General features: G+C 45.4%; 19 protein-coding genes. 12 read left to right on the top strand and 7 right to left on the bottom strand.

Translation table 11 applies throughout. The features are described from left to right. On the top strand, positions 1–3,780 hold the full coding sequence (locus AOC20_RS05825; protein WP_215359241.1) for a cellulose synthase subunit BcsC-related outer membrane protein: 3,780 nt from the start codon (positions 1–3) through the stop codon (positions 3,778–3,780). A gap of 13 nt (positions 3,781–3,793) precedes the next feature. After that, a complete protein-coding gene (locus tag AOC20_RS05820; protein ID WP_215359239.1) occupies positions 3,794–4,195 on the top strand; it encodes a tetratricopeptide repeat protein in 402 nt (133 codons plus the stop codon). Between the two features lie 8 nt (positions 4,196–4,203). Here the strand turns inward: AOC20_RS05820 and bcsG are convergent, their stop codons facing one another. Both bcsG and AOC20_RS05810 read right to left on the bottom strand, forming a co-directional pair. After that, positions 4,204–5,748, bottom strand: a complete 1,545-nt coding sequence (gene bcsG, locus AOC20_RS05815) for a cellulose biosynthesis protein BcsG (RefSeq protein ID WP_215359237.1) — start codon at positions 5,746–5,748, stop codon at positions 4,204–4,206. Between the two features lies 1 nt (position 5,749). Continuing rightward, positions 5,750–6,727 (bottom strand): family 8 glycosyl hydrolase, encoded by a 978-nt coding sequence (locus tag AOC20_RS05810; protein ID WP_215359235.1) that lies wholly within the window; start codon positions 6,725–6,727, stop codon positions 5,750–5,752. A gap of 150 nt (positions 6,728–6,877) precedes the next feature. Between AOC20_RS05810 and AOC20_RS05805 the strand changes: the two genes are divergently transcribed. Genes AOC20_RS05805 through AOC20_RS05790 form a run of 4 tightly spaced genes read left to right on the top strand, consistent with a single transcriptional unit; the run spans position 6,878 to position 11,897 of the window. Continuing rightward, complete coding sequence (locus AOC20_RS05805; RefSeq protein WP_215359233.1) at positions 6,878–8,188, top strand: HD-GYP domain-containing protein; 1,311 nt, start codon at positions 6,878–6,880, stop codon at positions 8,186–8,188. Then, on the top strand, positions 8,185–9,738 hold the full coding sequence (locus tag AOC20_RS05800) for a bifunctional diguanylate cyclase/phosphodiesterase (protein WP_215359231.1): 1,554 nt from the start codon (positions 8,185–8,187) through the stop codon (positions 9,736–9,738). Before AOC20_RS05805 ends, AOC20_RS05800 begins: the two co-directional genes overlap by 4 nt. Positions 9,739–9,779: 41 nt before the next feature. Further along, positions 9,780–10,565, top strand: a complete 786-nt coding sequence (locus AOC20_RS05795) for a formylglycine-generating enzyme family protein (protein WP_215359229.1) — start codon at positions 9,780–9,782, stop codon at positions 10,563–10,565. 3 nt (positions 10,566–10,568) lie between these two features. Then, entirely contained in the window at positions 10,569–11,897 is a 1,329-nt protein-coding gene (locus AOC20_RS05790) for an ATP-dependent DNA helicase (RefSeq protein WP_215359227.1), read from the top strand. Positions 11,898–11,901: 4 nt separating this feature from the next. Here the strand turns inward: AOC20_RS05790 and AOC20_RS05785 are convergent, their stop codons facing one another. Then, positions 11,902–12,252 carry a BrnA antitoxin family protein gene (locus tag AOC20_RS05785; RefSeq protein ID WP_215359224.1) on the bottom strand — a complete coding sequence of 117 codons (351 nt, stop codon included), beginning with the start codon at positions 12,250–12,252 and terminating at the stop codon, positions 11,902–11,904. A gap of 511 nt (positions 12,253–12,763) precedes the next feature. On the opposite strand from AOC20_RS05785, the gene AOC20_RS05780 reads away from it, so the two are divergent. Continuing rightward, the gene (locus AOC20_RS05780) at positions 12,764–12,955 is read left to right on the top strand and encodes a hypothetical protein (protein WP_215359222.1); all 192 of its coding nucleotides are present in this window, start codon (positions 12,764–12,766) and stop codon (positions 12,953–12,955) included. Positions 12,956–12,983: 28 nt separating this feature from the next. Here AOC20_RS05780 and AOC20_RS05775 read toward each other — a convergent pair whose 3' ends face one another. Beyond that, the gene (locus tag AOC20_RS05775; protein WP_215359219.1) at positions 12,984–14,573 is read right to left on the bottom strand and encodes a gamma-glutamyltransferase family protein; all 1,590 of its coding nucleotides are present in this window, start codon (positions 14,571–14,573) and stop codon (positions 12,984–12,986) included. A 25-nt stretch (positions 14,574–14,598) separates the two neighbouring features. Further along, positions 14,599–15,579, bottom strand: coding sequence for a Bug family tripartite tricarboxylate transporter substrate binding protein (locus AOC20_RS05770; RefSeq protein WP_215359217.1), 981 nt, complete (start codon positions 15,577–15,579; stop codon positions 14,599–14,601). A gap of 82 nt (positions 15,580–15,661) precedes the next feature. On the opposite strand from AOC20_RS05770, the gene aptA reads away from it, so the two are divergent. The 3 genes from aptA (at position 15,662) to AOC20_RS05755 (ending at position 17,674) form a co-directional block, all read left to right on the top strand. Further along, complete coding sequence (gene aptA, locus AOC20_RS05765; RefSeq protein WP_215362216.1) at positions 15,662–17,011, top strand: omega-aminotransferase AptA; 1,350 nt, start codon at positions 15,662–15,664, stop codon at positions 17,009–17,011. Positions 17,012–17,114: 103 nt separating this feature from the next. Further along, on the top strand, positions 17,115–17,351 hold the full coding sequence (locus AOC20_RS05760) for a type II toxin-antitoxin system RelE/ParE family toxin (protein WP_433915447.1): 237 nt from the start codon (positions 17,115–17,117) through the stop codon (positions 17,349–17,351). A gap of 8 nt (positions 17,352–17,359) precedes the next feature. Next, positions 17,360–17,674: a HigA family addiction module antitoxin gene (locus tag AOC20_RS05755; protein ID WP_215362214.1), complete on the top strand. Its 315-nt coding sequence runs from the start codon at positions 17,360–17,362 to the stop codon at positions 17,672–17,674. 3 nt (positions 17,675–17,677) lie between these two features. Here the strand turns inward: AOC20_RS05755 and AOC20_RS05750 are convergent, their stop codons facing one another. Next, the gene (locus AOC20_RS05750) at positions 17,678–18,406 is read right to left on the bottom strand and encodes an LrgB family protein (RefSeq protein WP_215359214.1); all 729 of its coding nucleotides are present in this window, start codon (positions 18,404–18,406) and stop codon (positions 17,678–17,680) included. Further along, the gene (locus AOC20_RS05745; RefSeq protein WP_215359212.1) at positions 18,399–18,746 is read right to left on the bottom strand and encodes a CidA/LrgA family protein; all 348 of its coding nucleotides are present in this window, start codon (positions 18,744–18,746) and stop codon (positions 18,399–18,401) included. The genes AOC20_RS05750 and AOC20_RS05745 overlap by 8 nt, the downstream gene beginning before the upstream one ends. 128 nt (positions 18,747–18,874) lie before the next feature. Here AOC20_RS05745 and AOC20_RS05740 point away from each other — a divergent pair, with 128 nt between their 5' ends. Together AOC20_RS05740 and AOC20_RS05735 are read left to right on the top strand one after the other, a co-directional pair. Next, positions 18,875–19,324 (top strand): (2Fe-2S)-binding protein, encoded by a 450-nt coding sequence (locus AOC20_RS05740; protein ID WP_215359210.1) that lies wholly within the window; start codon positions 18,875–18,877, stop codon positions 19,322–19,324. 11 nt (positions 19,325–19,335) lie between these two features. Further along, a complete protein-coding gene (locus tag AOC20_RS05735) occupies positions 19,336–21,552 on the top strand; it encodes a xanthine dehydrogenase family protein molybdopterin-binding subunit (RefSeq protein WP_215359208.1) in 2,217 nt (738 codons plus the stop codon). The last annotated feature ends 18 nt before the right edge of the window (positions 21,553–21,570 follow it).

Raw genomic sequence — 21,570 nt, 5'->3', positions numbered from 1 at the left:
GTGAAAATAAAAGCCCTTCATCTCTGCTTAAGTCTCGCACTGCTCTCTTCGGTTGGCGTCGTGGGAGTCTCGCATGCCGCTGATAGCAGTCTCAGTAGACAGGAGATAGCAGAAGCTAGAAGATCATTGACCCAGGCAACCATCCTGTTAAAAAGTGGTAAACCAGCAGAGGCTAACGCCTTACTAAAAGAGAGGTTTCCCAATGGTCCGCCCGCAGGAGACTTGGCTGTTGGCTATTACAAAATCATTGCCAGCTTGCCAGGGGGTTGGGACGAAGCTCGCGCTGGGCTGGAGGGTCTGGTTAAGTCGGATCGTAAAAACTTACAATATTCCTTGGCCTTGGATGCTTTACTGAGCTCCAAGATAGAGACTCGCGATCTTGCCTTTCAGAATCTGGCAGCAACATATCAAGAGCGTAAGGTTGATAAACAACGAGTACTGCAAGTTTGGCGTGAAGCGTTGAATGCACAAGAACGAAGCCCAGAGCTAATCCCGTTGTACGAGAAGTACCTTGAATTAGATCCGCATAACCAAGAGATAACAGGTCTGTGGATGGTAGAAAAGGATGCTCTTGTTGAACGTAAGCGTATTGCAAATGATCCTTTGCTTAGACGTCGTCAGGTTGGCTTGGATTTACTGGATAAGGGTGACATCGTCGGTGCAGAGGCGCCACTAAAAGACACCCTTAAAGAGCGTCCAAATGACTACTTGGCATTGGGTGGTATGGGTGTTATTCGGATGCGGCAAAGTAATTATGAAGAGGCTATTGCTTACTATCAGAAAGCCTTGGCACTCAATCCAGAGAATAGTGGAAAGTGGAAGAGTCTAATCGCTACCAGTCAGTATTGGATGCAAATTCGTCAGGCTGAAGACGCTCGAGATAAAAAGAACTACCCCTTGGCGATGGAGAAAACCCGCGCCGCCATTAATCTTGAGCCGCAAGGTGCTGAAGCTATTGCAGTACTGGGGACTATTGAGGCTGAGCGAGGTAATAGCAAAGAAGCTGAAAAACAGTTTCGCGAGGCCTTAAATATTGAAGCGGACAACGGTATAGCGCTGCGTGGTTTGGTCCAATTATTGATTAATGCTGGCAAGCGTGATGAAGCCTTGACCTTAATTAATGCACGAGCACCTGAGACAAGTCCTGCTGGAAAAGGTTATGACTACCTGCGCGTCAAGATATTGAGTTCACAGGCTGATGACTTGGCAAGCAAAGGGCAGGGCGATGCCGCTATTCCCTACCTACAGCGTGCACTCAAGTTAGAGCCTCTTAATCCTTGGCTGCGTTTTCAGTTAGCTGGAATCTATGAGGGGCTAGGAAGAATCGACCAAGGTTTGACGGTGATGAAAGAAGGCTTGCGTCTTGCGCCTAATGATCCCGAGATGATCAATGCGAATGTTCTCTTCTTATTGAGTGCCGACAAAACCGAGGATGCTTTAATTTTGATGCGTAGCGCTCTTGCTAAACCATCTTCTGATGCTACATCTCTGCGTTTAACCTATGCAAACGTGCTTAATCGCCTGCAGCGCGATGACGAATTAAGTCCAGTATTGCTACAACTTTCAAAAGCAAAGTTATCTTCCAGCGATAAGGCTAAATTCACACAGATACAACTTGATTTTGATATTCGTCTAGCGCTCAAAGCGGGTGATACTAAAAAGGCTATTGCTCTCTTAAATCAAGCTATCGCACTCGATCAAGACGAAGTTTGGTTGCGTTTGGATCTAGCGCGTTTATATGCGCAAGTGCATCGCCCTAAAGAGGGTGTAGCGGTATTTGATGCTTTCCTGAAAACCCATCCTAATAGTGTTGAAGGTTTATATGCCTATGCCTTGTATTTATCGGGATTAGAGCAAAATCCAGCTGCACTCAAGGTATTGGAGCGCATCCCGGCATCAGAACGCACCCCTAAAATCACCCGTTTTCAAAGAGGTGTTTGGGTAGATCTCCAACTTACCCAAGTGAAGCGGCTTAATGCGCAGGGTGAGAAAGCCAAAGCTAATGCTCAGCTATCAGCGCTGGAGCATGAGGTCTCTAATGATCCAGACCTTTCTTCATTAGTAGCGGTCATGTGGGGTACTCTCGGAAAAGTGGAGCAGGGCAATGCACTCTTTCAGAAAATTGAAAAAGCTAATCCAAGCCTTTCAGTTGACTGGCATTTACGCTATGCCAATTATCTCTTAACCAATGATCAGCCCGATGCCTTCCAAAAAGAAATGACATTCTTATCCGGCCAAAAGTTCACTCCTGGTCAAAAGCAAGACTACGCAGACCTTCAGCAAGCAGCTGATCTCAGGGCGATAGATCAACTGATTCAGTCTGGTGATATTCGGATGGCTAGTCAAAAACTACAACCCTTAATTGCTGCAGCACCGAAGACAAATAATTACAAAGTGATGTATCGGGATAGCCAAATCCAAAGAAGAGAAGGCTATCTAGATAAAGCAATTGATATAGAGCAACGCGCACTTGCTCAGGCGCCAGTGCCGCTGTCTAGCTACCATAGCCTTTCTACGCTCAAGCCGGTTTCGAGCGCCTCTGGCGTTTCTGTCTTTCAGATTGAACCGCCAATCTTAGAGCCCTCTGCAGCATCATCAGGTAGCGCTTACCAATATAAGCAAATGGCTGACATGATAGATGTGCGTACTAATTGGCTTGATTCAGCAGTCGATTACTTATCCCTTAATGGCACTCCTGGGCAGTCTTATTACCGAGCAACGGAGATTCCACTGGAATGGAAGATGCCAATGCGCTCAGACGAAAGAATGACATTTCGTGCTGATCAGGTAAATATTAATGCCGGCACTATTGACGGGGGCAATTCATATCAAGTTAAAACATTTGGCACTCTTGCGGCATGTACTACAAATTGTCCAACGAGTTTTTCTAATCAATCTGCGTCGGGTACGGCTCTGAACATTGGGTACGAGAAGCAAAACTTTAAGGCGGATATTGGCACTACTCCTTTGGGCTTCCTTACTCAGAACTGGATTGGTGGGGTGAAACAAAAGTTGGATGTAGGCCCTGTAGGAGTATCTCTTGAACTAGCCCGCCGTCCGATGACCAGTACTTTGCTTTCTTATGCTGGTACGCGAGACCCAGTAACTGGCTCTGTGTGGGGCGGCATGATAGCCACTGGTGGAACAATTGGCCTCAGTCTAGATCAAGGCGGTACTTTAGGTGGTTGGACATACTATCGAGCGCGTAGCCTCACAGGTACGAACGTACAAAGTAACAGCGACAATCAATTGATGGCTGGCTTGAACTGGCGCATAGTGAATGAAACTGATCGTCAACTCTCTAGCGGTTTAACGGGTATGTTGTGGGGCTTTAAGCAAAATGCCGGCGAGTTTACTTATGGGCAGGGTGGTTACTACAGTCCGCAGAGTTATCGCTCTATGACGCTGCCTTTAAATTACGCTCAACGTTTTGCGCGCTTCTCCTATGTTGTTGGTGGATCAGTATCCAGTAATTGGTCCCGTACCGATGCTGCACCATACTTCCCAACCAATAACGCCTATCAAACTGCCGCTGCATTATTGGGAAACACCAATACCTACTCTGCAAGCTCAGGACCAGGTAGCGCGTATTCTGCATTGGCGGCATGGGAGTATCAAGTCACGCCATCCGTCTTTGTGGGCAATCGCATTAAGTTAGAGCGCTCGCCATACTACGCCCCAAATAGTGTTGTGCTGTATGTCCGGATAGCGCTGGATGGTACTGCACCAAGTCCAGTTCCATTGCAAACTCAACCAGTAATACCGACCTCTCGCTTTTAATGAACTGTAGACAATGAATCAGCGCACCTCAACTTCAATCTTGCTTTTTTTTGTGATGGGTTTGGTCGCCTCCTCGACACTGAAAGCTCAGCCTTTGAATGTTGCCCCCCAGTTTGATCCCTATCTGCCAGGCGAGTTAAATGAACGCGCTCTCTATGCCTTAAAAGATAACGATATCTCTACTGCAGTAATCCTTCTAGAGCGGGCATATCGCTTAAACCCGAATAGCCCTGATATCAAAGCAAATCTTGAGGTGGTAAAAAAGATTGACCAAGAGAAGGCCTCCATTCAAGTCAATGGTGAGGTTATCTACCTTGATGCACTCGGTAATACAGCTCGTCCTGAACAGACTTTAGAAGTACCAACGCTTTGGCCAGAGCCTAAGCCAGAGTCTCAACTAAAAACTAAACCCTAGTCGAAGACTTAATTATTGGTTTCGAATAGATTCCAGTTGATGTCGTTAGAGCGGAAGTAGTACGAGGCTCCAAATTTCATGATGACTGAGTCTTCATTCTCCGCAACAAAGCGTGTGCTCGGAATATTTTTCAAATACGTTTCGGATGCAGGGGCTGTGCTTCCAAAAGGTGCTTTGCCTACAAACTTAGAAATTAAATCAGATGTAGCCAGATAGCTTGTTGGCTTATTGATGATGTTGGTTTTCACAGGAGCATCTGCTTTACCGGTGAATATGATTCCGACGGGAATGTTAGTCACATTCGGACTGGGAATTTCTCGCATACCCACAATTTCATTCTTGTTTCTGCGTATCGCTGCACCATGTTCAGGAATGAACACAATCACCGCTTGCCTCCCTGAGCTATTGACCTTGGTGTAAAAGCGATCAATATCACTTAACAGCTTACGCGCTCTGCGTGAGTAAGTCTCAACACTATTTTCTAAACGACTGCCATCCAATGCTCGATTGCCATCGTGCAATGAGATCGTGTTGTAAAAGAGGGCGACTCTTTCATTGGGGGACTTCATGCGAGCATCCCACCAATTAGAAAGCACAGAGTAGTCGTCATAAATCTGCGAGCCATCAAAACCCTTTAAGTAAGGAGTAGCTTTAGTGTTATCGAAGAGTGGGGCAGACATGCCACCCTCATTGCGGATTTCCTTTAGGAGGTCGCCGTATTTACCATCATGATTTAAGGCAAGCTGCACTTGAAAGCCGGTTTTATTGAGGTTATTAAATAGCAATGAATCGTCAATTGCTGGCTTATATAAATCGCGTTGATCCTGCTGGCCACGACTAGAGCGAAGTAAGCGAATGATCGAGGGGCCGCTATACGAAGAGGCAGAGTTAAAGCTGGTAAACAAATAATGAAAACGCTGGAATAGAGGGTTGTTATCTTCTTTGATGTAATTCAGGTCATCCCAAGCTAGTGAGCAAACGTTAATTATCAGAATATCAAACGGTACTCCGCTAGCCTTCTGTGATCGGTTGAAGGCGGTGCGGGAAGATTCTTCAATGAAGAAACCATCAAGGGATTCTGTCAGCGCTGTATCGCTAGGCATTCCAATAACTTGGCCGTCCGCATCATAAGCCAATGGTGCCATATTTGCGCCCAGCGGTAGCAAGGTACTCAAGATTGCTAATGAGGCTATTGTTGTCATTCTGATCTTCTTAGAAAGCAGGAGGTAAACAATGTAGAGGCCTAATAGGATGGCTATGACTCGCCAATCAAAAATTCGGGTTAGGAGCTCCAGGTAATACTGATAACTAAACTCGAGTAACTGGCTAATTTTGGGAATGATGTTCCGTAGAGGTGGCAGCGGGCTATCAAAATACAGTAGAGCAATGCCAATAGGTAAAGCGACCCATTTGCGAATACGCAGCAAGGTCGGGTTAGCATGGGAGAAAATGAGTCCCAATGCAAAAGCAGCATTTACAACAAAATGAAAATGAATATAGCCTGTGTAGAACAGGATAATTTTGATCAGGAAATAGAAACTCCAAATTCCCATATTACTTTTTCAGATCCTCTAAGGCCATTTGAGTAAATAGAGACAGCATCGAAGAGTAATATCCTTGAGATGGATTGAAGCTTGGTAGAAGAGTTGAATCTAAAGCGGGATAAGCAAGTGCCATTGCGGCAATACTCTGAAAGCCCTCTGATGCATTGTACGTTGCCGTTTCGCCATTGCTCACATTGACCCAGGCAGGTGGAGATTTGCCGGCATAAGATCCCCAGAAGTTTTGAAAGGGCTTTATAGAAGAGGGTGTAGCCTGCTGACCCCAAATTAAATATAAGGGGATGCGGACTGCGTCATAGCCAAATTGATCGCCATCCACAGGTGTGACCTTCTCGCCCTCCAATGTGATCCAATCGGACGGTAGTTGCCACTTACCAAACCTAGCTTCTTCTATCAACCTTAAGCCACTCACTCTCAATTCTTCCCATTCAGGCGCTGGATCCAAAATGGAGAGCTCATTAATCGCTGGAAAGATCCAGTAGGAGAGATTGAGTTTTAAGAATTCTGGTTTTTCAAAGCCGTTTGCCCCAGGAAGTAAAACAGTACCCTTAGTAGTTTTGCGTAAAAGCTTTGCGCGAATAGATTGACTGACTTGAATGCCAGCAAATAAATAACTGGGCTCATTCCATCTGGTATATGCCCGTGATAAAGCCCAGGCAATAAACAAGTCGCCATCACTCGCATTATTGCTATCGTTTACTCCAGTCTGGGGGGACCAACTCCAAGCAAAAAGCTTGTCGTCCCTCACTTGCAGTTTGGATTTGGTCCAATTCCAAACTTGGGAGAATGTTTCGGGATCATTATTTTGAACTGCCAGCAGTAATGCCATTCCCTGACCCTCGGTATGACTGATGCCATTTTGGCCCTTATCAATCACACGACCATTCTTAATAAAGGCGGATTTAAATTGAATCCAATCATCCTGCGCAAAGGCTGTTAGCGGTGCCGTTAGAGCCAGAATAAAACTCACAAGACAAAATCGAAAGAGGCTTAGGCGGATCACGAGATGATTAAATTTAAATAAAGAAAACGTTAGTAATTGATTATGTTTTGTAATGCTGGGGAATAGGGTACATTATGGATTAACGGCTTCTATTTGGCCTAATTTATTCGGTATTTCATGCAGTTAGCTAATCAAACCTTTTACTTTGCTGTATTTGTCATCCTAATAGGGCTGATGGCCCGTTTCTTGGCGAATAAGGATGATGATCGCGCTCAATTTAGGGTAATTTACTGGCCGGCAGGCTTGAGCTTCTTAGCGGCTTCTATGTTGGGTTATGCCACTGCTCCATGGGGTGGTAAGGTAATTTTGCCTTTGGCAAATATCTTCCTGATTGCTGGCATGGCCAACATCTCTTTACTGTTTAGTTTTTGGAATGGCACTCTTAAGCAGTCCAGCAAGATTGCTGCTAGTGCCATATTTATTGGCGCTTCTTTAGCCTACCTCTACCTACATTTCTTTGGTGTAACACAAGACCGAATTCATTTAATGAATACCGTTCTTAGTATCTTTTGTGTATGGCAGATTGTATCTTTGAGTCAGTTGCTCAAAAAAGACAATGCCTATCAAATTAAATTATTGATTGGTGTTGAAGTATTCCAACTAGGTACCCGAGTTATTCGTTCGTTATTGGCACTGGGGGACTCTGCACATCCTGGAACCCTGTATTTAGAGGATGGTTTTGCTTTCGCCATGCGTATCGGTGCAATACTGGCGATTGCTACGATTTGCATCTTGATTACCAATTACTACATGGAAAAGCTTTGGCATGAATATCGACGTAGCTCACGTGCGATTGAAGATGGCATGCTGAACAGTCTAAATGCACTATCAATGGTTCGTGATAATGAAACTGGTAGCCACATACTCCGTACAAAAAATTATGTACGCGCTTTAGCTGAAAGACTCAAATCTAGTGGTGCCTATACAGATGAATTATCCAAAAAGAATATTGAATATATTGTGCAGGCTGCCCCTTTGCATGACATTGGTAAGGTAGGTATTCCGGATACTATTTTGAAGAAAGCAGGATCCTTGACGGATGAAGAGTGGTTGATTATGAAGACCCATGCCACTCTTGGGCAGGACGTCCTGACCGCAGCTAAGCTTAAGGATGCTAAACACACCAATGTATTGGATGCCGCAATCAATATCGCTGGTTGTCATCATGAGAACTGGGATGGCTCTGGCTATCCACACGGACTCAAGGGTGAGGAAATTCCATTGGCTGCACGTCTGATGTCCTTAGCTGATACCTATGACGCATTAATCAGTGAGCGGGTCTATAAAAAGAAATGGTCTCATGAGGAGGCCTGTGCTGAAATCGTGAGTCTTAAGGGGAGGCGATTTGATCCCTTGGTGGTAGAAGCTTTTATGCAAGAAAAAGATAACTTCTTGCAAATATCTCAACTGTATAAAGACGAGTTATGACTGTAAGCTTTGAACCAAGGTCAGTTATTCGACGCAACTCACTGTTTATTATTGGGGGTGCAGCCCTCCTGGCATTTATCTTCGCCATTAACGCGGTTGTTTCGGGGTATCTATTGCGTCGGAATACGGTGGATGACCGTGCTGAACAAATTTCAACCCTGTCGTTAATTCTCGCTGAGCATACCTCGCAGATTATATTTTCTGCTAATACGGTGCTCCAAAGTATTGAGGATGTGATTGAAGTAGAGAAAATTGAAAGCGAAAAAAGCTATCGTACCTTTGCCTCAAGCAAAAAGAGTTTTGATTTGCTGGAAGAAAAGACTCGGTCCAACTCCATATTGGACGTCGCTACATTTGTTGGTAGTGACGGAAAAGTTCTGAACTTTTCCCGCTCGTATCCTGCTCCTGATATTAATTTGTCTGAACGAGACTATTTCACTTATTTAAAAAATCACAATGACTCTGAAACTTTTTATAGTCTCCCGGTTCGTAATAAGGGTAATGGCAAGTGGGTGTTCTATCTAGCCAAAAGGGTTAATGGAAAAAACGATGAATTTCTCGGGGTGATATTGACCGGTGTCTCAGTAGAAGTGTTTTCTTCGCTTTACGAAAGAATTGGTATCAATATTGGCGAGGGGGTTGGAATCACTCTTTATCGAACTGACAAGACTTTATTAACCCGTTGGCCCTTGGTAGAGAATCAGATTGGTAAAGTTAATACCAATCCCTTTATTGATCAATCTCTTGCGGCTGCAGAAAATGGCAATGGCGTTGTATTCTCCTCCGAAACCGGCTTTACAAGACAGAATGCAGATCCGGAAATGAGAATGATCTCTTATCGCAAAGTAAACGAGTATCCTTTTATTGTGGGCGTAGTAGTTCCAGAAACTTTATATCTATCCAATTGGTATAAAAATGCCTTCGGTGTTTTAATCGCCAGCGTATTAAGTATCATCATTATTTTTATTGGCGCCTATACCTTTCTACTGTCTTACAGAAGGAGTGCTGAGAATAAGTATCACGCTCATCATGATTCATTGACTCAGTTACCCAATAGAACCCTGTTTTCTGATCGTCTCTCAACGGCTTTAACGGCATGTAAGCGCAAGCAGTCAAATCTGGCATTACTCTTTATCGATCTCGATAATCTAAAAACTATCAATGATGTAGATGGCCATACAGCTGGAGATGCGGTATTGATTGAAGTTGCACAACGCATGCAGCAATGTCTTCGTGAGTCAGATACCGTTGCCCGTATTGGTGGAGATGAGTTTATTGTTTTGTTACCCGATGTCGGGACCGAGGAGTCTGCCATGAGTGTGGCGGAAAAAATTCGTTCAGCTCTAATCGATCCGATAGATGCTGATGGAAACCTTCTGACCACTAGCGCTAGTATTGGAGTGGCCATTTTTCCTCTCCATGGCCTCAATGCTACTGATTTAATGAATAATGCCGATGCTGCTATGTATGCTGCCAAATCAAAGGGTAGAAACGCCATTGTGATGTATGGTGAGCATATGGTGAAAACTACATTGAAAGATCTGATCTAGATTTTGGTCTGCATCTGATCCCCTTAATATTTTGAGTACCCATGAAAAAATTTGATATCTCCACCATTCTTTTTGGTTTAGTGCTTACTGCTGTTGCGGTTTACTTCATGCTCAGATCTACTCCGAGCCAAGGCGCGCCTAGTTCTACCATTTCTGCTGTGCAAATTGGTAACGTGATCTGGGATCAAACCGAAATGAATATCGCCGATGTCAAAGCATATTCAACTGCCACTGGTTTTGTGAGTGCTGCCGAGAAAAAGGGCGGTGGTCTCACTTATGAAGGTGGCTTTGTACAAAAACCCGGCTGGACATGGAAGACCCCCTATGGAGTTACTGCCAACGATCTAGAGCCTGCAGTGCATCTCAATCAAAAAGAGGCGGAATCAGTTTGTCGTTATTACGGTAAACGCTTACCTGCAGAGTCTGAGTGGACATCAGCTGCCTTCTTGGAGCAAAGAGCCAATCCTCCCGCTGGCTACACTAAAGGTCAGCGTTACCCATTTCCCGGGGGTAGTACTCCAACGGTTTCTCATTGCCTTAATGGCTGTGGTGATTACAAAGGTTTAGCGCCTGCAGGTGCGCTCAATCGCGGTACAGGGCATGTGACTACTAAAACCACTAAACCAGGTGTCAATGGCTTGTATGACATGGGTGGCAATGTTTGGGAATGGACCGCTACCGAACGTAATGGCGGATACATTACGCGTGGTGCCTCCTGGTGGTATGGCCCGGAGCGGCAGCAAGAGTCCGATGTAGAGTCCAAGCCTGGTGATATAGCAGTGGTTTATATCGGATTTCGGTGTGTGGCTGATGCCGTGAAACAATAAGGCATGACTAGTCCTGTTATAGATTCTTCCGAAATTGAAATCACCCCCGATTACCAAGCGGTAATTGAGGCAATCGAGCGTCACGATCCTTATATATTCGTGAGCGGTAAAGCAGGCACAGGTAAAACGACCTTAATTGGCCATCTGCGGGAGACCATCCCCGGTAACGTCGTTGTTGTTGCACCTACTGGCGTAGCTGCATTGCAAGTCAAAGGGGTGACCATTCATTCCTTCTTTAGATTGCCACCACGCTTAATCTTTCCCGAGGAAGATATCAAACCTCTCAAAGATAAGCGTCTCTATAAAGACATACGCTTACTCATCATTGATGAAATCTCAATGGTGAGAGCTGATGTAGTGGACGCAATGGATTTATTTTTACGCGCTAATGGACCTCATAAAAGTCAGCCCTTTGGGGGCATTCAGGTTATGTTCGTGGGAGATTTATTTCAGTTGCCGCCCGTGGTATCCAGTGGCGATATGCAGGTGTTGGCTGATCGGGGTTATGAGGGGCCTTACTTCTTTTGTGCCATGGCGCTACATCGCAAAGATGTCACCATGGTCGAGCTATCTAAGATCTTCCGTCAAAAGGATGAACACTTTGCAGGCCTGTTAAACCGTATTCGAATTAATCAAGACGTCGATGAAGCTATTGACACTCTCAATGCGCAGTGCTTTCGTAAGGATGAAGTGCTAGATGAGCAAACGATCACGCTGACCACTACCAATGCTAGGGCGGATCAGATCAATGGCGCTGGGCTGCGTGCTATTGCTGCTGATATCAAGGTCTATAACGGTAAAACGACCGGAAAGTTCAATGTTGACGAGCGCAATTTACCGTCCGCAAATAATCTTGCCTTGAAAGTAGGGGCAAAAGTGATGTTCACAGCTACGGACCCAGGCTTTCCGAAGCGTTGGGTGAATGGCACGATTGGGGTGGTGCGTGAGTTATTACCCGATAAGGTGAAGGTCATGGTGCAAAACGGACCTTACGCCAATACCGTTGAAGTGACCGGTCATCAGTGGGAATCATATCGCTATGATCACGACATGATGTCAGGAAAGATATCTCCCAGCATCATCGGCACTTATGTCCAGATACCACTCATGCTAGCTTGGGCGGTCACCATCCATAAGAGCCAAGGCAAAACACTCGATAAGGTAAAGGTTGATCTCTCATCAGGCGCGTTTGCGTCGGGGCAGGTCTATGTTGCCTTAAGTCGCTGCAAAACAATTGAAGGTATTTCTCTACAAAGACCGATTGAACCCAAAGATGTGAGTTGTGATCAAGAGATCAAGCGGTTCTATCTGAATTGCTTACCCTCGAAATAAAGTCTTAAGCAACTTTTCTTATCCTTCTGACGGCGTTGACTTTTGGTTTAACTGCCATTTGTTTTTCAAGAGCCTCACTGGCAATCAACTTAAATTCACCTTCAACGAACCGCTTTAAAGCCTCACGCATGAGAGGCTGATAGCCCATATCATATTTTGTACCCAAGAGTTTGAAAGAGTCTATTAAGTCTTTTTCAAGGCGAATGGAGATCATCTGCAGTCCTAGGGCCTCATCTATTTGAGTTCCAATTTTTTTATCTACCGCTCTGGCATATTTAATATCCATGCCCAATTCACCATCTTCCCAAGCCTCAGCAGTGTTTTGAATCTTTACCTTCTTTGTTTTTGCGATCATCGCTTTCCTCGCCTATAAGCTGTAATTGTTAGTCAATGCGTTAAAGATAGTATTTTTAGTAAGGTATTGATATTGTATTGTATATACGAATTTCTGTTAAATTTGGCGGAAATGCACTTTTTAAATAGATCATTCCATCATTAAATACAAACACCACTTTAATGAGTACTCCGTGATCATTCTCCGAGATAAACCATTCAGTTGGCGGATCTGTTTGATGATCTAGCCTATTATCTAATAGGTAAGAGCGCGTTCTATTGATAAAGCACTGTTCGACATCATTTCGGCTTAAGCCATGTTTTTTGGAGCAATTTTTCTTTAATAGCTGGACTAATGACCAGATTCTTCATGCTCTCACCTCATTATTGTATATACATATATTATCAAATTGGTGAGCCTATGAATGAGTGAAGGAATCAATCCCCCAATAGATATACTGGAATTCATTTCAGAAAATTTTTGCAGAGTAGTCTTATTAAAATTGCAATGCCATTTCACTATTTCTATTCTCATGACAAATGAAATCAACATCAAAAATGAACATGCTGCCACGTCAAGTAAGAGCGCGTTATATCTCAAAGTGCCCAACAAGAGGGTGAGAGTAGGGCGGCGTGAAGGCGCTGAAGCTATCGCCAGAGATGGCGATGATGATTTATTGTTGGGTCAATTCTCTAACACTACAGATAGCAATTTGTATTGGTAGACTACTTTTCTGCAGCTTAACTTGCACCTTAAAATCCAGCCGCCAAGCCATCTCTGCGGTGATCACTGCCAGCAATAAAAGCAGAATCCACATCTTCACTTAACTTCGCAATTGCTTGTGCGCTACCAAAGTCCAGGCTATTGGCTGGTTTTACGGCAACTTCGTGCCCCATTGCTTTCAAACCATCCACAACACTTGCTGGCATCGCTGCTTCAACAGTGAGCTTGCCCAAATCATCGATACGCCAACGTGGCGCATCTGAGCATGCTTGTGGGTTAAGGTATTCATCTACAAAGCGCATCACAAACTGCATATGACCTTGAGGTTGCATATTGCCCCCCATAACTCCGAACGCCATAGTGGGTTTGCCATCTTTCGTGAGGAATGCGGGAAGAATCGTGTGGAAAGGGCGCTTGCCAGGACCAACTTGATTGGGGTGACCATCTTCTAGCCGGAAGCTCATGCCACGATTATGAAAAGCAATACCACCCGGAGCAACAACACCCGATCCAAAACCTTTGAAGTTCGACTGAATATACGAAATCATCATGCCGGATTCATCTGCAGCGCAAAGATAAACAGTGCCACCAGAATGCGGATCACCAGCACCATAACTTCCGGCTTGATTGTGATCAATCATTGCGGCACGACTTGCTAAGTAATCTCTATTTAGCAAACTAGTCACTGGCATTTGCATAGATTTGGCGTCAGAAACATAAGCATAGACATCGGCAAATGCCATCCGCATGGCTTCAATTTGCAAATGAATACGCTGCGCAGAATTAGCGGGGTATTGCTTTACATTGGCTGCTTGCAAAATACCTAAAGCAATTTGCGCGGCGATACCCGAGCCGTTCGGGGGAATCTCATGAAGGGTGTAATCGCCATAATCAAAAGCCAGCGGCTCAACCCACTCTGGCTGATTATCAGCAAAGTCTTGCATCGTAAAGCACCCACCAGTAGCCCCTGCAAAATCCACCATGCTCTGTGCAAGTGGGCCTTTATAAAAAGATGCGCCTTCGGTAGCGGCAATTTCTTTCAAAGTCATGGCTTGCGCAGGGAATTTCCAGATTTGTCCTGCTTGCGGTGATTTGCCGTCAATCAAAAATGAATCAGCAAACCCTGGTTGATTTTTTAAAATCGGAATCGCTTCACGCCACTGTCGTGCAATGACTGGTGAAACTGGAAATCCATTTTCTGCGTAATCAATCGCGCGTTTAAATAATTGAGCAAAAGGTAGCTTGCCAAACTTTCTGGAGAGTTCTATCCAGCCAGCAACCATACCTGGAACAGTGACAGTATTCCAGCCAATCAAATCCATGGCCGACTTACCAGCAAAGTATTCAGGAGTCCATGCAGCGGGAGCTCGTCCCGAAGCATTTAAGCCATGTATTTTTTTACCATCCCACAGAATGGCAAATCCATCGCCTCCCAAGCCATTCATCGTTGGCTCAACCACGGTGAGCGTAATAGCGGTTGCCAGAGCGGCATCTACTGCATTACCACCATTTTGCAGAGCTTCAATACCCGCTTGAGTAGCGAGGGGCTGAGAACTTGCAACAGTATTTCTGGCGAGAACGGGTGCACGACCGCCACCAAAGGGAGGGGATATCAACATAAGGGGCTTATCTATTTATAGAGACTTAATCAACTTTAATGTTCGCTGACTTTACTACTTTCGTCCATTTGTTTGCTTCTTCGGCAGTAATTTCAGCCAATTTCTCTGAGTTTGCAAACTGGGGATGAATGCCTTGCGTTGCCATCCGTGCCTTGAAATCTGGATTGGTCAAAATCTTCCGAATCTCTCGCTCTAATTTTGCAATGATTGCTGGCGAAGTCCCTTTGGGTACATAAACAGCATAGAAATTTTCTACATCAAACTGTTTCATACCGTCTTGTCCAAGGGTCGGCACGTTTGGCATGAGGGGTGAGCGATCTGCTGCAGCGATTGCAATCGGACGTAGCTTACCGCTTTGGATATGTGGAAGTGATGCAGTCACGCTATCAAACATCATCAAGGTATTGCCAGCAATCAAATCAGGCAAGGCAAAGCTACTTCCTTTGTATGGGATATGGGTGCCCGTTGCGCCAATGCGTTGCATGAATAGAGTCGACTCTAGGTGCGAGAGGCTACCATTGCCTTGTGATGCGTAATTAAAGTCACCTTTTTTGGATTTGATAAACGCAATCAGCTCTGGAAGATTTTTTGCGGGTACGGTTGGATTCACCACAATTAAGTGTGGAATGGTGCCGATAAGTGCCACTGGTGCAAAATCTTTTTGCAAGTCAGCGGGTGGGTTTTTAAATAGCGCTGAAGAAATAGATTGATTGGTCATTGCGCTGATATGGATGGTGTAACCATCAGGCGCAGCTTTAGCTGCAGCGCCTAAACCAATCATGCCTCCTGCTCCAGGCTTGTTCTCCACCACAATCGACTGACCCAAGGCTTCGGAGAGAGGGGCCGCTACGCTTCTTGCAAATACATCGGTAGAGCCGCCCGCTGGGAATGAAACGATCGCAACAATCGGTTTTTTAGGCCAATCTGTTTCAGGAGCTGCTAGAGCCGAGTTGCTGACAGTCAGGAGTCCAAGGAGGGTGAAAAGTAGGGATTTGAAATGGTTCATTTAAGAGTCCAATGGTGAGATGAGTACTATAGTATTAGAAATTCAGAATCTAGTATTTAAAACAATTAAATCAGAGAGACGCATGACAACACCTCATAAAACAAGCGGCGGGATTGATATGTCAGCCTATTGGCTGCCATTTACTCCTAACCGCTACTTTGCGCACCATCCGAAGATCATGCGGTCGGCTAAGGGAGCTTACTACTTTGATGATCAAGGACGTAAGTTATTTGACGGCTTATCGGGGCTTTGGTGCTCCCCATTAGGGCATGCTGATCCTCGTATTGGTGCAGCCATTCAAAAGCAGTTTGAAACCATGGACTATTGCCCAGCGTTTCAGATGGCTAGTGAAACTACTTTTAGCTTGGCTGCTCGAATTGCGAAGATGGCGCCCAAGGGTTTGGACAAAGTCTTCTTTACGAATTCGGGTTCAGAGGCCGTAGACACTGCCTTGAAGATCGCCATTGGATATCACCGTGTGATGGGCAATGCATCTCGTATTCGTCTGATTGGGCGAGATCGGGCTTATCACGGTGTTGGTATTGCCGGCATATCTGTAGGTGGCATGGTTGCTAACCGAAAAATGTTTGCCAGCATGATGATTCCTGGGGTTGATCATTTACCTCACACTTTGAATCTATCGCAAATGGCTTTCTCAAAAGGGCAGCCAAAGTGGGGCGCTCATTTGGCTGAAGAGTTGGAGAAGATCGTTGCCTTACAAGATGCCAATACGATTGCTGCGGTGATCATGGAGCCTGTTCAAGGCTCTACGGGTGTAATTGTTCCGCCAGAGGGTTACTTGCAAAAGATTCGCGAGATCTGTACAAAGCATGGCATTTTGCTAATCTTTGATGAGGTAATTACTGGCTTTGGTCGTTTAGGTGCGAACTTTGGCGCCGATCGCTTTGGTGTTACTCCAGACATGATTACTTTCGCCAAGGGAATTACTAATGGCGTGATTCCGCTGGGCGGTGTGATTGTACGCGGCGATATCTATGACAACATCATCGCTAATGGCGGACAAGAGCAGGCGATTGAGTTCTTTCACGGCTATACCTATTCAGGGCACCCAATACCAGCTGCCGCCGGTCATGCAGTGCTCGATATCTTTGAGTCTGATGATTTAGTAAATCGAGCTAAAGCACTAGAGCCTGTTTTAGAAAATGGGCTGCATGCATTAAAAGGCAAATCCGGAATTTTGGATATTCGTAACTTTGGATTATCTGGCGCAGTAGAGCTTGACCCTGTTCCGGGCAAGCCTGGTTTGCGCTCCATGAAAGTACTCGAGGCATGTATCGAGAGAGGGGCACTAGTGCGTGTAGCGGGCGACTGTATCGCTGTAGGCCCTCCATTCATCTCCACGCCAGATGAGGTGCAATTTCTCTGTAATGTCTTAGGTGAGGCAATTGATGTAGCAATGAAAGTCAATTAACCAAGCAAAAATTAGGTTTTAAATGGGCTTGAATAATTGTATAGCAACGCTATACAATATGGTATGATTAATTCGTTCCAGCACAAAGGATTGCAATTGTTTTTTGAAACCGGAAGCCGTGCTGGCATTCAAGTCAATCATGCCACGCCTATCGCGTCAGTTGACCAGGCTCAATGAAGCTCGAAATTGGGAGGATGTGAATATTCCTGGTTGGCGATTGCACTCTTTAGGCGGAAAACTGGTCGGACATTATTCCATTTACGTTAGTGGCAACTGGAGAGTGACTTTTAGATTTGAAGGTGAAGATGTAGTATTGGTGAATTATCAGGACTACCACTAATGATAAAAATGAGAAAAATGCATAGCCCCGCACATCCAGGACTGACTTTGCGTGATGACGTTTTGCCTGCCTTAGGGATCACTGTTACTGCAGCTGCAGAGCAGCTTGGGGTTACAAGAGCAGCTTTATCTCGGGTATTAAATGCTAAGGCTGCAATCTCACCTGAAATGGCTTTGAGAATTGAGGCATGGTTAGGTGTTGAAAACGGCGGCAATGCAAGTATTTGGTTGGCTGAACAATCCGCATATGATTTGTGGAAGGCCAGAAAGACTATTAAGCCAAAAGTAAAGCATGCCCAGATTCCGGATTTATTGGCCGCTTAAAAATTACTTATTAAATATGTGATAGATGATAGGTATTGCAACGGCACTCACCACGCCGTTCATACCCATTGCTAGACTCGCATAGGTGCCTGCCTCTGGGTGAATGCTAAAGGCGCGTGAAGTGCCGATACCATGGGCGCCAATGCCAATGGCAAAGCCTCTTTGCCACCATGCCTTCATGCCCAATGCATTGAAAACAAACGGCGCAAGAATTGCCCCCAGAATTCCGGTGCTGACTGCGAAGATGGCGGTAAGAGTGGGTGAGACACCAATACGCTCTGCAATACCCATAGCAATTGGTGCTGTAACCGATTTGGGGTACATGGCACCCGTAATACTGGAGTCAGCCCCCAGTAGTTTGGCAATCCCAACAGCACTAAAAATCGAGACCAAGCCACCAATGCAAAGCGAGGCAGTGATTGGAATAGATCGGCCTTTGAGACTACTTAAACCGCGATAAATCGGAATGGCTAAAGACACAGTTGCTGAGCCCAATAAGAAGTGAATAAATTGAGCACCCTCAAAATAGGTTGAGTAAGGCATCTCAATAAATTGAATCGTTGTTGCCACAATCAGAATAGCAATAGCCACTGGGTTAGCTAATGGATTCTGATGTGTCGCCTTGTAAATACTTAAGCCAATTTGATAGGCGGCTAGCGTGATAAACAAGGCGAAGAGTGGGCTACCAGATAAATAGACCCAAATCTCCACAATCGAGTGCTTCTCACTCATGAGATTCTTTCTTGCTCAGAAAACGTGCGGTTAGAGCAGTTGAGGAGATGGTGAGAATGACGCTACCAATCAGTGCGCTGATGATGGCCAGGGCATTGGCTTGTAATTGAGGTAAAAAAAGCACCACTCCAACTGCTGCCGGCACAAAAAGCAGGCCAAGGTACTGGCTAAACCCATCGGCCACCATGGCTAGCTCACTATTAATTCCTTTGCGCAACACCAGCCACAGCACCAACAGGACTAAGCCAATGACCGGGCCAGGCAAAGTTGGTAGGAGGAATTTAGAAACAAGCTCACCGAGGCTTTGAAAGAGGAGGATTTGTACGAGTCCAAAAATCATTGCTTGATCTTACAACCCCCAATTTATGTTGCATAGCAATAATTTAATTCTTAAGTAAGATAAACATACCAAAAGCAGGGGTAATTGAATGCCCCAAAAATAATAGAAGAATTTACAGGAGAGCACTCATGGCTGAGTTAACCGTTAACGGTAAGAAATACAAATTGGATGTGGATCCAGAAACCCCATTGCTTTGGGTCATTCGTGAACAAGTTGGGTTGACTGGTACCAAATATGGTTGCGGTATTGGTGCATGTGGTGCTTGCACAGTATTGTTTGAAGGCCAAGCCATTCGTAGTTGCTCTTTACCAGTATCTGCTGCTGAAGGTAAAAAGATTGAGACCATTGAAAGTTTGGAAAAGAATGGTCAGCTCTCTAAGGTGCAAAAGGCATGGGTTGAAAATCAAGTCCCTCAATGTGGTTACTGCCAGTCTGGCATGGTGATGGCAACAACTGCTTTATTGCGTAATACGCCCAAGCCTACGGATGCTCAGATTGATGCAGCCATTACTAATATCTGCCGTTGCGGCACCTTCCAAGAAGTACGCGCAGCTATCCATGCTGTAAGCAAAGCTTAAGGGGAAAATACATGACTACAAATACAAACACTTCCCGCCGCCACTTTGTTATTGGCTCTAGCGCCATTGCTACAGGTTTAGCGATTGGCTTTGATCTTTCTGTGATGTCCACTGCACATGCTGCAATGGGTACAGGCACTACTTCAATGACACCATTAGCTACTCCAGAGATTGGTGTGTGGGTAGTAGTCAAGCCAAATGATGACGTTGTTGTAAGGATCGTGCGCTCCGAAATGGGCCAAGGAACAATCACTGGTTTGGCTCAGATGGTTGCAGAAGAATTGCAATGCGATTGGAAAAAAGTTTCTTATGACTATCCATCACCTGGTGAGAATTTAAAGCGCAATAAAGTGTGGGGTAGTTATTCCACAGGTGGTAGCCGTGGTATTCGTACATCAGAACAGTATGTACGTAAAGGCGGTGCTGCTGCACGCATGATGCTCGTTCAAGCTGCGGCCAATCAATGGAATGTTCCTGTTGCAGAGTGCGTCGCACAAGACAGTGTTATTACACACACACCATCAGGCAAGAAAACTACTTTCGGTAAAGTCTCTGTAGCAGCATCAAAGCTAGAGGCGCCTAAAGAAGTGCCGCTCAAGGATCCAAAAGACTGGAAGCTAATTGGTAAGTCAGTTAATCGTATCGATGGCACGGCAGACAAGGTCACTGGCAAACAAATCTATGCAATTGACTTAAAGATGCCAGGCATGTTGGTCGCAACCATTAACCAATCTCCAGTATTTGGTGGCAAGGTCAAGAGTTATGACGCCACTAAAGCACAGGGCATGAAGGGCGTGAAAAAAGTAGTTCAGGTCGGTGACTCTGCTGTGGCAGTGATCGCCGAGACTTTCTGGCAAGCAAAAGCCGCCTTGGATCAAGTGAGTGTTATCTGGGATAACGGTGCCAATGGTGATGTCTCTAGCGCCTCTATCAAGAAGATGCTGGAAGAGGGTCTTAACGCCACCGATACATTTGTGCTCAACTCCAATGGTGATGTAAAGGCGGCGATGTCTGGTGCTTCCAAGACATTAGAGGCCACCTATTTCTATCCCTTCTTAAATCATGCAACTTTAGAGCCACAAACAGCCACCGCGAAGTGGACTGCCGACTCTTGTGAAGCATGGGTTCCAACGCAAGACGGCGAAGCCTCCTTAGCGGCAGTGATTGCCGCTTCCGGGCTTCCTGCTGATAAATGCAATGTGTATAAGGTGAATTTGGGTGGCGGCTTTGGTCGTCGCGGCGCTTTCCAGGACTACACCACACAAGCCGTAAATATTGCCAAGCAAATGCCAGGTACTCCAATTAAGTTGATTTGGAGTCGCTCAGAGGATATGACGCAAGGTCGCTATCACCCCGTGATGATGTGCAAAATGTCTGCTGCCATTGATGATAAAAAGAATGTCACAGCTGTCAACATGCGCTTATCAGGCCAATCAATTTTGGCAGCCGTTCGTCCAGCAGTGGTGGAGGCTAATAAAGGTAAGGATCCTCTTGTATCCCAAGGTCTTGATACAACAGGTGAGCATGGCATCACCTATAGCTTCCCAAGTCTGAATATTGATCACGCAATGCGCAACACCCATGTGCCGCCAGGTTTTTGGCGTGGCGTGAATGTGAATCAAAATGCGATCTTCTTCGAAACCTTTATGGATGAGATGGCTGAGGCTACTGGCGTTGATGCGGTGGAGTTCCGTCGTAAGCATATGGAAAAGTTTCCTCGTGCCATAGCTGTTCTGAATGCAGTTGCCGATGGTATTGGTTGGACTAAGCCGGCAGCTCCAGGCGTGTTCCGTGGCGTAGCGCAAATGCGTTCTTTCGGTAGCTATGTTGCTGCAGCTTGTGAGCTCTCTGTGAAAAATGGTAACGAAGTGGAGATTCATCGCATTGTTGCCGCTACCGATCCGGGCTATGTCGTGAATCCTGCGCAAGTTGCTCGTCAGGTTTCCGGCTCTTTTGTTTACGGCTTATCGGCATTATTTGAGGAAGAGATTACGATCGAAAAAGGTGCCGTTGTTCAAAAGAACTTCGATACTTTTAATTCGATTCGACTCTCTCAAATGCCTAAAGTTGAAACTATCGTGATTCAAGGCGGTGGCAAAGACTGGGGTGGCGTTGGCGAACCAACGATTGCAGTAGCTGCTCCGGCGGTTCTCAATGCGTTTTATCGTGCAACTGGTAAACGTCTGCGTACAGTGCCTCTCAAAAACAGCGGCATTAAGTTGGTCTAAGAGCCCATTGTGAAATTG

The organism is Polynucleobacter ibericus, assembly GCF_018687955.1.
Classification (GTDB): Bacteria; Pseudomonadota; Gammaproteobacteria; order Burkholderiales; family Burkholderiaceae; genus Polynucleobacter; species Polynucleobacter ibericus.
This window is presented reverse-complemented; position numbering and strand designations above follow the sequence as displayed.

What these genes read in the sequence shown, in the direction of transcription:
- AOC20_RS05820 (WP_215359239.1), top strand. Translation starts at nt 3,794, where the DNA reads ATGAATCAGCGCACCTCAACTTCAATCTTGCTTTTTTTTGTGATGGGT.
- bcsG (WP_215359237.1), bottom strand. Translation starts at nt 5,748, where the DNA reads ATGGGAATTTGGAGTTTCTATTTCCTGATCAAAATTATCCTGTTCTAC.
- AOC20_RS05805 (WP_215359233.1), top strand. Translation starts at nt 6,878, where the DNA reads ATGCAGTTAGCTAATCAAACCTTTTACTTTGCTGTATTTGTCATCCTA.
- AOC20_RS05800 (WP_215359231.1), top strand. Translation starts at nt 8,185, where the DNA reads ATGACTGTAAGCTTTGAACCAAGGTCAGTTATTCGACGCAACTCACTG.
- AOC20_RS05795 (WP_215359229.1), top strand. Translation starts at nt 9,780, where the DNA reads ATGAAAAAATTTGATATCTCCACCATTCTTTTTGGTTTAGTGCTTACT.
- AOC20_RS05790 (WP_215359227.1), top strand. Translation starts at nt 10,569, where the DNA reads ATGACTAGTCCTGTTATAGATTCTTCCGAAATTGAAATCACCCCCGAT.
- AOC20_RS05785 (WP_215359224.1), bottom strand. Translation starts at nt 12,252, where the DNA reads ATGATCGCAAAAACAAAGAAGGTAAAGATTCAAAACACTGCTGAGGCT.
- AOC20_RS05780 (WP_215359222.1), top strand. Translation starts at nt 12,764, where the DNA reads ATGACAAATGAAATCAACATCAAAAATGAACATGCTGCCACGTCAAGT.
- AOC20_RS05775 (WP_215359219.1), bottom strand. Translation starts at nt 14,573, where the DNA reads ATGTTGATATCCCCTCCCTTTGGTGGCGGTCGTGCACCCGTTCTCGCC.
- AOC20_RS05770 (WP_215359217.1), bottom strand. Translation starts at nt 15,579, where the DNA reads ATGAACCATTTCAAATCCCTACTTTTCACCCTCCTTGGACTCCTGACT.
- aptA (WP_215362216.1), top strand. Translation starts at nt 15,662, where the DNA reads ATGACAACACCTCATAAAACAAGCGGCGGGATTGATATGTCAGCCTAT.
- AOC20_RS05755 (WP_215362214.1), top strand. Translation starts at nt 17,360, where the DNA reads ATGAGAAAAATGCATAGCCCCGCACATCCAGGACTGACTTTGCGTGAT.
- AOC20_RS05750 (WP_215359214.1), bottom strand. Translation starts at nt 18,406, where the DNA reads ATGAGTGAGAAGCACTCGATTGTGGAGATTTGGGTCTATTTATCTGGT.
- AOC20_RS05745 (WP_215359212.1), bottom strand. Translation starts at nt 18,746, where the DNA reads ATGATTTTTGGACTCGTACAAATCCTCCTCTTTCAAAGCCTCGGTGAG.
- AOC20_RS05740 (WP_215359210.1), top strand. Translation starts at nt 18,875, where the DNA reads ATGGCTGAGTTAACCGTTAACGGTAAGAAATACAAATTGGATGTGGAT.
- AOC20_RS05735 (WP_215359208.1), top strand. Translation starts at nt 19,336, where the DNA reads ATGACTACAAATACAAACACTTCCCGCCGCCACTTTGTTATTGGCTCT.